Here is a 12,003-nt window from a genome sequence, read left to right on the forward strand (position 1 = left end):
ATTGAAGCACGGGGAGGGGCGCGGCGGACCGCGGCGGACACAGTCCGACAAAGTGCAACAAAGCTCTCAGCTTGACCAGCACTTGACCGCTCCGTGGAGGATCCATGACCTGTCCGTTATCGCCCTGAGTCGCAGTCTTGTGAGGCTCCCATAAGTAAGGTTCGCCTCACTTCGGACCTTCGCCGTCCTCCGCGTTTCCGAAGCACCCATCCTTTCCGGAGCCCGTATGCGACCCGTCCGTCTGCCCCTCGTCGTCACCGCCACGTCCCTGGCCGCACTGGCCTCCGTCACGGGGTGCGCCGAGAAGGGCGACGCCAAGGCCGGTGACGGTGCCGTCCAGGTCATCGCCAAGGACGACGCCTGCGAGGTGTCGAAGAAGGAGTTCCCCGCCGGTCACGTCGAGCTGGCCGTGGAGAACAAGGGCTCCAAGGTCACCGAGGTCTACGTCCTCTTCCCCGACGACCGGATCGTCACCGAGCGCGAGAACATAGGCCCCGGCACCAAGGCGACCATCACCGCCGAGGTGAAGGCCGGTGACTACGAGATCGCCTGCAAGCCCGGTATGAAGGGCGACGGCATCCGCCAGAAGGTCACCGCCACCGGCGGCAGGGCCGCCGCCCGCTCCCCCGAGATGGACGCCGCCGTCGCCGCGTACCGCCAGTACGTCCAGCAGCAGGCAGACGAGACCCTGCCCAGGGTGAAGACCTTCACGGACGCCGTGCGCGCGGGCGACGTCGAGGGGGCCAGGAAGGCGTACGCCGCGTCCCGCATCGGCTGGGAGCGCACCGAGCCGGTCGCCGAGTCCTTCGGCGACATCGACCCCAAGGTCGACGTCCGCGAGGACGGCCTGGAGCCGGGCCAGAAGTGGACCGGCTGGCACCGCCTGGAGAAGGCGCTGTGGCGGGAGAAGAAGCTCGGGCCCGAGTCGAAGCTGCTCGCCGACACCCTCGACAAGGACCTGGCCGACTGGGTCGAGCGGGTCGGCACGGCCGAGATCACGCCGACCTCGATGGCCAACGGCGCCAAGGAGCTGCTCGACGAGGTCGCCACCGGCAAGGTCACGGGCGAGGAGGAGCGGTACTCCCACACCGACCTGGTGGACTTCAAGGCCAACGTCGAGGGCGCCCAGAAGTCCTTCGAGCTGCTGAAGCCGGTCGCGGCGAAGAACGACCCGGCGCTCGTCGCCCGGCTCGACGAGCAGTTCACGGCGCTGAACGGCCTGCTGGACAAGTACCGGGCGGACAGGACCTCGTACGACTTCACCCCGTACGACAAGGTCTCCGAGGAACAGCGCAAGGAGCTGTCCGACGGCGTCAACGCCCTGGCGGAGCCGCTGTCCAGGCTCGCCGCCGCGGTGGTGAAGTAGGCCCCCATGGCTGACGACGAGAAGACGACGCCTTCGCGGCGCGCCCTCCTCGGCTGGGGAGGCGCGGGGCTGGCCCTCGGCGCCGCGGCGGCCGGCGGCGCGGCGGCCGTGACCCGCGCCCAGGACCGCTCGGCGCCCGTCGCGGACAGCGGCGCCGCGGTGCCCTTCCACGGCGCCCACCAGGCGGGCATCGCCACCCCCGTCCAGGACCGGCTGCACTTCGCCGCGTTCGACGTGAGGACGAGGGACCGCGCCGAACTGGTGCGGCTGCTGAAGGAGTGGACCCGGGCGGCCGAGCGGCTGACCACGGGCCGCGAGGTCGGCGAGGGGGCGTACGGCGGGCTGCCCGAGGCCCCGCCGGACGACACCGGCGAGGCACTGGGCCTCAAGCCGTCGCGGCTGACGCTCACCATCGGCTTCGGCCCGTCGCTGTTCGACGGCCGGTTCGGGCTGGCGGACCGGCGGCCGGCGGCGCTGACGGAACTCCCGCCGTTCCCGGGCGACAACCTGGACAGGGCGCGCAGCGGCGGCGACCTGTGCGTACAGGCGTGCGCGGACGACCCGCAGGTGGCGGTGCACGCCATCCGCAACCTGGCCCGCATCGGCTTCGGCCGGGTCGCGGTGCGCTGGTCGCAGCTCGGGTTCGGCAAGACGTCCTCGACCACGCCCGACGCGCAGACCCCGCGCAACCTCTTCGGCTTCAAGGACGGCACCCGCAACATCGCGGGCACCGACGCCGCCGCGCTCGACGAGCACGTGTGGGTCTCCCCGAAGGACGGCCCCGCGTGGCTGACCGGTGGCTCCTACCTGGTGGCCCGCCGTATCCGGATGAACATCGAGACCTGGGACCGCACCCCGCTCCAGGAGCAGGAGGACATCTTCGGCCGCGACAAGGGCGAGGGCGCCCCGGTCGGCAGGGCGAAGGAGCACGACGAGCCGTTCCTGCCGGCGATGAAGCCCGAGTCGCACGTGCGCCTCGCACACCCCGACTCCAACGCCGGGGCGCGGATGCTGCGCCGCGGCTACTCGTTCACCGACGGCACCGACGGGCTGGGCCGGCTGGACGCGGGCCTGTTCTTCCTGGCGTACCAGCGGGACGTACGCACCGGTTTCCTGCCGGTGCAGTCCCGGCTGGCCCGCCACGACGGGCTCAACGAGTACATCCAGCACGTGGGTTCGGCGCTCTTCGCCGTCCCGCCGGGCGTCCGGGACGCGGACGACTGGTGGGGCCGTGCGCTGTTCGCCTGAGGGGACGGGACGGGAATGTTCGGCAACTACCTGATCGGGTTGCGCGAGGGGCTGGAGGCCAGCCTGGTCGTCTGCATCCTGGTCGCCTACCTGGTGAAGACCGGGCGGCGGGACGCGCTGAAGCCGGTGTGGACCGGTATCGGCATCGCGGCGGGGCTGTCGCTGGCCTTCGGCTGCGTCCTCGAATTCGGCTCCCAGGAGCTGACGTTCGAGGCGCAGGAGCTGCTGGGCGGCTCGCTGTCGATCCTGGCGGTGGGCCTGGTGACGTGGATGGTCTTCTGGATGCGGCGCACCGCGCGGCACCTGAGGGCGGAGCTCCACGGGCGGCTCGACGCGGCGCTGCGGCTGGGCACCGGCGCCCTGGTGGCCACCGCGTTCCTCGCGGTGGGCCGGGAGGGCCTGGAGACCGCGCTGTTCGTCTGGGCGTCGGTCCGCGCGGCGACCGACGAGGCGGGGTCGGTGGAGCCGCTCACGGGCGTGCTGCTGGGCATCGCCACGGCGGTGGTGCTGGGCTGGCTGTTCTACCGGGGCGCGCTGCGGATCGACCTGGCACGGTTCTTCACCTGGACCGGCGGGATGCTGGTGGTGGTCGCCGCTGGCGTGCTGGCGTACGGCGTGCACGACTTGCAGGAGGCGCGGTTCCTCGGTGGCCTGGCGGACAAGGCGTTCGACATCAGCGCCACCGTCCCCCCGGACAGCTGGTACGGGACCCTGCTGAAGGGCGTCTTCAACTTCCAGCCCGACCCGACCGTCCTCCAGGTCGTGGTGTGGGCGCTGTATCTGGTCCCGGCGCTTGCGCTGTTCCTCGCCCCGGTAGGGTTCGGACGGTCAGTGGGGGTCGAGGAGCAGAAGGCAACCGATGAGAAGGCTGAGGCGGGTTCCGGGCCGGGGCCGGGCGGCGGGGCTCGCGGCGACGACGATGGCGACGGTACTGGCGCTGACGGCGAGCGGGTGCGTGACGGTGCACGGCGAGCTGGAGGTCGTGCCGACGGCGACGAAGGCTGAGGCGGCGGAAGCCCTCGCCGCGTTCACCGACGCGTACAACGCGGCCGACAAGGCCTTCGACCCGGCCCTCGACGCGGGCCGGGTCACCGGCGCGCTGGGGGCGATCAACCAGGCGGGGCTGAAGTCGCGCAGCGTGACCAGCCCGGGCGGCAACCCCGCCCACCGGCCCCTGCGGCTCACCGACGCGCGCTTCGTCATACCGAAGAAGGCCGGCTGGCCGCGCTGGTTCGTCGCGGACACCGACTCCAACCGGGACACCGACCGGGGCGCGGACGACGAGCGCTGGGTGCTGGTGTTCGTACGCAACGGGCCCGAGCAGCTGTGGGAGGTCGCCTACCTGCAGATCCTGGCCGCCGACGGGGTACCGGAGTTCGCGACGGACGAGGACGGGTGGGCGCGGCCGGTCGAACCGGACTCCGCCGCGCTGGCGGTGGCGCCGAAGAACCTGAGCGAGGAGTACACCTCGTACCTCCACACCGGCAAGCCGGAGCACTTCGCGGCCGGGCCGCACACCACGGTGTGGCGGGACGAGCGGGCGAGGATCGCCAAGCGGCCGGGGCTGGCCACGCAGTACGTGGACCAGCCGCTGGACACCGGCGACTACGCGCCGCTGGGCCTGGCGACGCGGGGCGGCGGCGCCCTGGTGTTCTTCGCGACCCGGTTCTACGACCGGCAGGTGGCGGCCAAGGGCTACCGGCCGAAGGTCAGCCCCGAGGTGCGGGCGCTGATGACCGGCGAGGTCCGGAGCACCCTCACCAAGGAGTGGGTGTCCAGCCAGGCGGTGCTGGTCGAACCGGCCGGCGCGGCTGCGGACCAGGTGACGGTCCTGGGCCGGCTCCAGGGTGTGACCTCGGCGACGGGTTCGTGACGCCCGCGCCGGTCAGCGGCTGAGCGGCCAGGCCACCGAGTGGTGGTCGTCCTGCCCCTCGTACTGGACGGCGTGGCGGGCGCACGCGTCGGTGAGCGCCTCCAGCAGGGTCAGCGGGTCCGGCAGCGGGTGCTCCGGGCCGCGCACCCAGTCCACGCCGAGCTCGCCGGGGAGGCGGGCCGGCGGGACGAGGACGTAGGAGCCTCGGCAGTGCCAGCGCAGCCCCGGGTGCTCGTCCATCGTCTCCGGGTGGCAGTCCAGCTCGCACGGCCACCACTCGTCCTCGTCCTCGGGGGTGCCGCGGGTGGCGGTGAAGAACAGCATCCGGCCGTCCCCGGACTCGGCGACCGGCCCGACGTCGACGCCCTCGCCGAGCAGCCGCTCCAACGCGGCGCGACCGGCCTCCAACGGAACGTCGAGGACGTCGTGGACCATGCCGGTCGCGGTGATGAAGTTGGCCTGCGGCTGCCCCTGGGCCCACCGCTCGATCTGGGCCGGGTCGGTGGTGGACTGCGTCTGCCAGGCGAAGGAGACGGGATGGCGGGCCGGGGTCGGGCAGCCGACGCGCTCGCAGGAACATCGGTAGCCGACGGGGTACGCGGCGGGGGCGAGGGGCAGGCCGGCGGCGGCGACGGCCCGGAGCAGATCCTCGCGGTCCGGGGTCTCGACGGCGGCCTTCTTCGGGCGCCGGCGCAGCCATTGCGCGAGTTTGTTCTCCGTGCCGCGGTAGCGGCCGATACCGTCGCCCATCTATCCCCTCACACCTCTGCCCAGCCCTGCGGTCCCTGCCATCGTCCCACCATCCTGCGCCTTCGGTGACCCCAAGTCCCCAACCCGACGGCGGTGACCGGGCCCCGGCCCCCGTCGCACCGGTCGGGTTGCGGGCTTATGCGGCGATTCGCCCCCCGTCGCGGGCGGTGGGGCGTGAGGAGCTCCACGCCGCGCAGAGGCGGCGCGGGGACGGCGCGCGGGGACGGCCGCGCACGGGCCGGGGCCCGCCGGACGGCCGCCCGGGCCGGGCTCACCGCCTCGGGGCGAGGCCGTGCAGGGCGTACTCCACGAGACTGTCGGCGTACGCGTGGGTCAGCGGCGCGGTGCGCAGCAGCCAGCGGTGGGCGACCGGGCCGACGAAGAGCTCCAGGGCGACCCGGGGGTCGATCTCCGGGCGGACCTGGCCGGCCTCCCGGGCGGCGGAGAGCCGCTCGACGTACAGCTGGAGCTGCGGTTCCAGCAGCTGCTCGACGAAGCGGGCGCCGAGCTCGGGATTCACCACGCCCTCGGCGGCCAGGGCCCGGGAGGGGACGTCGTACTTCGGGTCGTTCATCTCGTCGACCGTGGCCCGGAGGACCAGCTTGAGGTCGGCCTCCAGGTCGCCGGTGTCCGGGATCCCGCTGTCCGCGTCGCCGCCGAGCGCCTCGTTGGCCTGGACGCCGAGGTCGACGAACGCCTCCAGCAGTACCGCCGCCTTGGAGGGCCACCAGCGGTAGATGGTCTGCTTGCCGACCCCGGCGCGGGCGGCGATGCCCTCGATGGTGGTTCTGGCGTAGCCGACCTCCCCGACGAGGGCGAGGGCGGCGTCGTAGATGGCGCGGCGGGAGCGTTCGCTGCGGCGCGTGGAGTCGGGTGCCTTGGTCTCAGCCATGTCCTCAATCTAGCAGCGGCGCGAGGCGAGACGTATCGTCTTGACAAGACGATACGTCTCGTTCAATCTGGAATGCGTCGGAGAGACACGGACACGACCCGAAGGGAGCCCACCCATGACCCGTGGTGGAGCAGGAAGCATGCTGGGCGTCGGCGGCACCCGCAGGAACCTCTCCCGCGACGCCCTGCGCGGCAGCGGCGGCGGACGCGCCGGCCGGGGCACCGACCCGGCCGCGCAGAAGCGGGAGTTGCTGCGGAAACTGAAGGAGGGACGTACGGCGCACGGCGCTTCCTGAGCGTCGGCGTGAACTCACCCGTACGGTCCACTGCGCGAAGGCTCCGCACGGCGCACCATGGCATGCACGCACAGATCGTGCGTCTGCCGTCCGTGAGGAGCCTTCCTTGCCTCGTGACGCAACACCCCGCCGCTACCTGATGTGCCCACCCGCGCACTTCAGGGTGACGTACTCCATCAACCCCTGGATGGACCCCGCGAAACCGGTCGACCTGCCGCTCGCCCTCACCCAGTGGGAGGACCTGCGCGACCGGTACGTGTCGCTCGGCCACACCGTCGAGCTGCTGGAGCCGCACGCCGACCTGCCCGACATGGTCTTCGCCGCCAACGGCGCCACCGTCATCGAGGGCCGGGTGCTCGGGGCCCGGTTCGCCTTCGCCGAGCGCGCCGCCGAGGCCGCGGTGCACCGGGCGTGGTTCCGCGCCCACGGCTTCACCGACGTGCGGGAGCCCGACCACGTCAACGAGGGCGAGGGCGACTTCGCGGTCACCTCGACGTACGTCCTGGCGGGGCGCGGCTTCCGCTCCAGTCCGCTGTCGCACGACGAGGCGCAGGAGTTCTTCGGGCGGCCGGTGATCGGACTGGACCTGGTGGACCCCCGCTACTACCACCTGGACACGGCCCTGTGCGTCCTGGACGACGCGGCCGACGAGATCATGTACTACCCCGGCGCGTTCTCCCCCGGCAGCCGCTCGGTCCTGCGCCGGCTCTTCCCCGACGCGCTGATCGCCGAGGAGGAGGACGCGGCGGCGCTCGGGCTGAACGCGGTGAGCGACGGCAGGCACGTGCTGCTGCCGCAGACCGCGGTCGGCCTGTTCCGGCCGTTGCGCGAGCGCGGGTTCGAGCCGGTCGGCATCGACCTGGGCGAGCTGCTCAAGGGCGGTGGCAGCGTGAAGTGCTGTACGCAGGAGCTGCGCGCCTGACGGCCGGCGGGGGCCGGCCCGGGCGGGCCGGCCCCCGTGCGCGGGGGTGCGCGCGGTCAGTCGTCGAGCAGGATGCGGTAGCGGGCGATGTCCCCGTGGAAGGTGAGCTCGGCCTGGCCCTCGGCCTCCACGTACTTGCCGGTGCCGCCGGTGACCGCGGAACGGCCCCCGTGCGGGTGGTTGCCGAAGCGGTCGATGGAGTCGCTCAGGCTGAGGCTGCCGTCGTCGGTGCGCAGCACCCGGTGGCACAGGGCCACATAGCCGTGGCGCGTCACGTCGACGGCGCTGCAGTGCGCCGAGGCGTCACCGATCTTCTTGCCGGGCTTGCCCTTCCTGTTGGTGTAGAGGTGGGAGTGGACCGTCCAGTCGGCGCCGACACGCACGCGCTCCGGCTTGCTGTCGGACCGCTTGACCGCGAGCCAGTCGAGCACCGTGACCGAGTCCTTGGGCGCGGCCTTCGGGGTGGGCTTCGAAGCCGCCTCGGCGGTCACGGCCGACCCGCCGATGGCGAGCACCGCGGTGGCGGCGGCCAGGACGCCGCGGGTGAGGAGCCGGGCGCGGGAACGGGTGCGCGGCATGGAACCTCCAGGGTGTGAGGAGCGGGAACGAGCCCACCTCAACCCCGCCGGGGCACCCCGGGCCATTGCCACGGGTGCGAGGTCACCCGCGTGGTCGCGCACTGTCACCCCGTCAGCGGGGCGGCCACTCGTCCCCCCAGGCCGCGTCGCGGGCGCCCCTGTAGAGCGTGCCGTGCCGCTTGGTCACCGTCTCGCGGCGCAGCCCGTCGTCCTCGGTGCACAGGTCCAGCAGCACCTGGCCCTTGCGGATCTGCGGCCTGCGGGTGACCCGGGCCGGGGCGGGGACGACGGGGAAGCGGGTCGCCGCGACGTAGGCGAACTTCTCGTCCTCGTACGCGAGCGAGCCGCCCTTCACCTGGCGGTGCAGCGACGAGCGGCTGACCCGGGTGGCGAAGTGGCACCAGTCGGTGCCCGGCTCGATGGGGCAGGCGCCGCTGTGCGGGCAGGGCGCGGCGACCGTCAGCCCGGCGGCGATCAGCAGGTCGCGGGCGGCGATGATCCGGGCGTAGCCGTCGGGGGTGCCGGGTTCGACGATCACGACGGCCTGCGCGGCGTGGGCGGCTTCGGTGACGAGCGCGGTGCGGTCCTGCTCGGTGAGCTCGTTGAGGACGTACGACACGGTGACCAGATCGGTGCTCTCGACACGGAGCGCCCCGCTGATACGAGAGCGCTGCCACGCCGCGGCCTCCAGCCCCGGGATTCCCGACACGGCCGCCAGCTCGCGGCCCAGCGCGAGAGCCGGCTCGGCCCAGTCCAGCACGGTGGTGCGCGCCGAGGAGTCCCACGCCTCGGCGACGGCCCAGCTCGCGGCGCCCGTACCGCCCCCGATGTCGGTGTGCGTGTCCGGCGCCCAGTCCGGGGCGGCCTCCCTGAGCGCGTCCAGCGCGGCCCGTACCGCCTCGAACGTCGCGGGCATCCGGTACGCGGCGTAGGCCGCGACGTCCGACCGGTCCCGCAGCACGGGCGCGCCGGTGGGGACCGTCCCGCGGTAGTGGGAGATCAGCCGGTCGACGGCTTGCGCCGCCTGCGTCGGCGGAAGCCCGTCGAGCAGCCCGGCGAGGGCGCCGCGCAGGGCTTCCGCGGTGGAGGGGGAGGCGTTCACCGACACATCGTAGGCGGGCGGGCAACCCGCTCCGGAACGGCCGGGACCGGCTTCGGCCCCTCGCCGCGTGAACGACCCCGGCGGGTGCGGCAGTTGCTACGCTGGCCGCCCGTCGGCCGGGGTGGGGGGACCAGGGACCATGGGACACAGGATCACGGCCAGGGCGCTGGCGGCCGGCGCGGCCGTCCTCGCGTCGCTGGCCCTGCTCGCCGGCTGCGGCTCCGCCGAGGAGCGCCCCGCCCCCTCGCGGGGCACCGCCCGGTCCACGGCCGGGGGCACCGCCCCCGCCGGCCGGCTCACCGTCCCCGACGCGTACGACACCTCGCGGGGCTGGGAGGTGACCGGCCCGTCCCCCGACTTCGTCAGCGTCCGCGGCAGCGGGCTGATCGCGTACCTGGAGCGCGTCGACGGCACCCGGTACCGCCTGCGCACCCTCGACGCGCGCACCGGCCGCCCCGGCTGGACGGGCCCGGCCTGGCGGCCGCTCGGCGACCCGGCGGCCGTACCCGGTCTGCTGGCCCCGGCCAAGGAGGGCCGGGGGTTCTTCGTCACCTGGTCGTACGGCAGGACCGGCGACGACCCGCTGACGACGGCCGACAGCTTCGTGTCCCTCGACGTGTACGACGCGGCCGACGGCACCCGGCGGCGGGTGGAGGTGCCCTGGGCCGACGTGCCGATAGTGACCGGCACCGGCCCCGGCGTGCTGATCAGCGACGGGCGGGCGCGGAGCGCGGTCGTCGCCCCCGACACCGGCGAGGTCGGCAGCGTGGCGCCGCAGCGCCTCGGCTACCCGAAGGGCTGCGCCGACTGCCGGCGGCTGACCGCCGTACGCGGGGTCACGCCGAAGGGACTGCTGGTGAGCGGCGTGCGGGGGTTCTGGGTGCCGGGCGGCTGGGCCGGCCGCGACCGGGCGCCCGCCGGCGCGGACCCGGCGAGCGGGGTGCCCGCATCGCTGACGTCCGGCCACGTCCTCGCCCGGTGGCGGGGCGCGAAGGGCTCGGCGCGGGCCGCCACCCACGACATCTGGGCGGTCCACGACGCGCGGACGGGCCGGCCGCTGGTGAAGGCGGAGTGCCGCAGGCCGGCGATCGAACCGGGCGAGTACCCGCAGGCGGTGGCGTCCCCGGGCGGCCGGTACCTGATCGCGGGGAGCCTCGCGTTCGACCTGGACGCGCGGACCGGCCGCTGCTTCGAGGAGGAGGACGGTTCCAAGCCGCTCACCCTGACCACCGCCACGGACGCGGGCGTGGCGTACGGCGCGAGCGGGGCCCGCGGGGCGCTGGACGCGCTGAACGGCGGGGGCGACCCGGTCGCGGTGGACCTGGCGACCGGGGTGCCCGAGGCCCTCCCGCCGAACGTGCGGCTGCCGGTCGCCGAGGTGGCCGGGGTCGGCGTGTTCCGCTGGACGGACGCCCGGGACCGCGTCCACCTGGTCGGTTACGCCCGGCGCGGCTGACGGTCGGGTCGGCGGCCGGTCACGCCCGGCGCGTCCGGCGGTCCGGTCGGCGGCCGGTCACGCCGGGTCCGGCGGTCGGCGGTCCGGCCGGCGCTGCTGCCACGGGCGGCACAGGCCCAGGAAGCAGGCGACGGCGCCCAGCGCGCACACCAGCTGCACCACGGCCATCGGGACCGCCGTCGCCTCGCCCGCGATGCCGACGAGCGGCGAGGCCACCGCGCCGACCAGGAAAGAGGACGCGCCCAGCAGCGCGGAGGCGGAACCGGCCGCGTGCGGGGTGCGCATCAGCGCCTGGGCGTTGGTGTTGGGCATCGCCAGGCCCATCGCCGACATCAGGACGAACAGGCCGGCCGCCACCGGCACCAGCCCCACCTCGCCGAGGACGCCGCTCGTCATCAGCAGCAGCGCGGCGGACGCCAGGGTGATCACCGCGAGGCCGAAGCCGAGCACCTTGTCCATGCTGACGCGGCCCACCAGCAGCTTGCCGTTGATCTGGCCGACCGCGACCAGCCCGACCGAGTTGACGCCGAACAGCAGGCTGAAGGTCTGCGGCGAGGCGCCGTAGATTTCCTGCACCACGAACGGACTGGCCGAGATGTACGCGAAGAGGGCGGCGAAGGCGAGCCCGCCCGCGAGCATGTAGCCGGAGAACACCCGGTCGGCGAGCAGCCCGCGCATCGTCCGCAGCGCCTCGCCGACCCCGCCGACGTGGCGCCGCGCGGGCGGCAGGGTCTCGCCGAGCCACTTCCGGGCGACGAGGGTGAGCAGGACACCGACCACGGTGAGGGCGTGGAAGACCCCGCGCCAGTCGGTGACCCGGAGGATCTGGCCCCCGATGAGCGGGGCGACGATCGGGGCCACCCCGGAGATCAGCATGAGGGTGGAGAAGAACCGGGCCATCTCCACGCCGTCGTACAGATCGCGCACCACCGCCCGGGCGATCACGATCCCGGCGGCGCCCGCGAGGCCCTGGAGCAGGCGGAAGGCGATGAGCAGTTCGGGGCTCGGTGCCAGGGCGCAGGCGGCGGTGGCGGCGACGTACACGAGCATGCCGGTGAGCAGGGGGCGGCGGCGTCCCCACCTGTCGCTCATGGGGCCGACCACCAGCTGGCCGAGCGCCATGCCGGCGAGGCAGGCGGTCAGGGTCAGCTGGACGGTGGCGGCGGGCGCGCGCAGTGCCCGGGTGACCTCCGGCAGGGCCGGGAGGTACATGTCCATGGACAGCGGCGGGAGTGCGGTGAGCCCGCCGAGGACCAGCGTGACCAGCAGCCCCGCCCGCCGCGCGGCGACCGGCGCGGTGCCGGGGGCCGGGGCGGGAGTGCCGGAGGCGCCGGGGGCCGCGGCGGGGGTGGCCGGGTCGGCGGGCGCGGCGGGGGCCGGGGGTGTGGTCTTCGGGCGATCGGTCGGTATGTGTCCTGGCGTGCTCGGGCCGCTTTCCGGCATCTCGTCTCCTGGTGGTGGGGGCCGCGCCTATGCTCTCAGCTCGTCAGCGATGGTTGAAACCTCAATTTGGGGGCTGGG

Annotated in this window: 11 protein-coding genes and 1 pseudogene; 7 read left to right on the top strand and 5 right to left on the bottom strand. The window is 74.0% G+C overall.

The window, feature by feature from the left end; all coding sequences use genetic code 11:
* Positions 1-226 precede the first annotated feature (226 nt).
* Genes efeO through AC07DW_RS16700 form a run of 4 tightly spaced genes read left to right on the top strand, consistent with a single transcriptional unit; the run spans position 227 to position 4,487 of the window.
* Positions 227-1,366, top strand: coding sequence for an iron uptake system protein EfeO (gene efeO / locus AC07DW_RS16685; RefSeq protein WP_478858387.1), 1,140 nt, complete (start codon positions 227-229; stop codon positions 1,364-1,366).
* Positions 1,367-1,372: 6 nt separating this feature from the next.
* Complete coding sequence (gene efeB / locus AC07DW_RS16690) at positions 1,373-2,614, top strand: iron uptake transporter deferrochelatase/peroxidase subunit (RefSeq protein WP_478858388.1); 1,242 nt, start codon at positions 1,373-1,375, stop codon at positions 2,612-2,614.
* Between the two features lie 15 nt (positions 2,615-2,629).
* A complete protein-coding gene (gene efeU, locus AC07DW_RS16695) occupies positions 2,630-3,619 on the top strand; it encodes an iron uptake transporter permease EfeU (RefSeq protein WP_478858389.1) in 990 nt (329 codons plus the stop codon).
* Entirely contained in the window at positions 3,534-4,487 is a 954-nt protein-coding gene (locus tag AC07DW_RS16700) for an SCO2278 family lipoprotein (RefSeq protein WP_478858468.1), read from the top strand. Before efeU ends, AC07DW_RS16700 begins: the two co-directional genes overlap by 86 nt.
* Positions 4,488-4,499: 12 nt before the next feature.
* Here AC07DW_RS16700 and AC07DW_RS16705 read toward each other — a convergent pair whose 3' ends face one another.
* Positions 4,500-5,237: a bifunctional DNA primase/polymerase gene (locus AC07DW_RS16705; RefSeq protein WP_478858390.1), complete on the bottom strand. Its 738-nt coding sequence runs from the start codon at positions 5,235-5,237 to the stop codon at positions 4,500-4,502.
* 271 nt (positions 5,238-5,508) lie between these two features.
* Positions 5,509-6,129, bottom strand: a complete 621-nt coding sequence (locus tag AC07DW_RS16710) for a TetR/AcrR family transcriptional regulator (protein WP_478858391.1) — start codon at positions 6,127-6,129, stop codon at positions 5,509-5,511.
* 115 nt (positions 6,130-6,244) lie between these two features.
* Here AC07DW_RS16710 and AC07DW_RS16715 point away from each other — a divergent pair, with 115 nt between their 5' ends.
* Together AC07DW_RS16715 and ddaH are read left to right on the top strand one after the other, a co-directional pair.
* Positions 6,245-6,424 (top strand): DUF6243 family protein, encoded by a 180-nt coding sequence (locus AC07DW_RS16715; protein ID WP_478858392.1) that lies wholly within the window; start codon positions 6,245-6,247, stop codon positions 6,422-6,424.
* A 70-nt stretch (positions 6,425-6,494) separates the two neighbouring features.
* A pseudogene (gene ddaH, locus AC07DW_RS16720) lies at positions 6,495-7,346 on the top strand (dimethylargininase); the annotation flags it as partial.
* 56 nt (positions 7,347-7,402) lie between these two features.
* On the opposite strand, the gene AC07DW_RS16725 reads toward ddaH, so the two are convergent.
* Both AC07DW_RS16725 and AC07DW_RS16730 read right to left on the bottom strand, forming a co-directional pair.
* Entirely contained in the window at positions 7,403-7,924 is a 522-nt protein-coding gene (locus tag AC07DW_RS16725) for a hypothetical protein (protein ID WP_478858393.1), read from the bottom strand.
* 112 nt (positions 7,925-8,036) lie between these two features.
* Positions 8,037-9,026 (bottom strand): small ribosomal subunit Rsm22 family protein, encoded by a 990-nt coding sequence (locus AC07DW_RS16730; protein ID WP_478858394.1) that lies wholly within the window; start codon positions 9,024-9,026, stop codon positions 8,037-8,039.
* A 139-nt stretch (positions 9,027-9,165) separates the two neighbouring features.
* Here AC07DW_RS16730 and AC07DW_RS16735 point away from each other — a divergent pair, with 139 nt between their 5' ends.
* The gene (locus tag AC07DW_RS16735) at positions 9,166-10,482 is read left to right on the top strand and encodes a hypothetical protein (RefSeq protein ID WP_478858395.1); all 1,317 of its coding nucleotides are present in this window, start codon (positions 9,166-9,168) and stop codon (positions 10,480-10,482) included.
* A gap of 57 nt (positions 10,483-10,539) precedes the next feature.
* Here AC07DW_RS16735 and AC07DW_RS16740 read toward each other — a convergent pair whose 3' ends face one another.
* Positions 10,540-11,925: a multidrug effflux MFS transporter gene (locus tag AC07DW_RS16740; protein ID WP_478858396.1), complete on the bottom strand. Its 1,386-nt coding sequence runs from the start codon at positions 11,923-11,925 to the stop codon at positions 10,540-10,542.
* Positions 11,926-12,003 lie beyond the last annotated feature (78 nt).

The sequence above is a fragment of the Streptomyces sp. NPDC045701 genome (assembly GCF_056432045.1).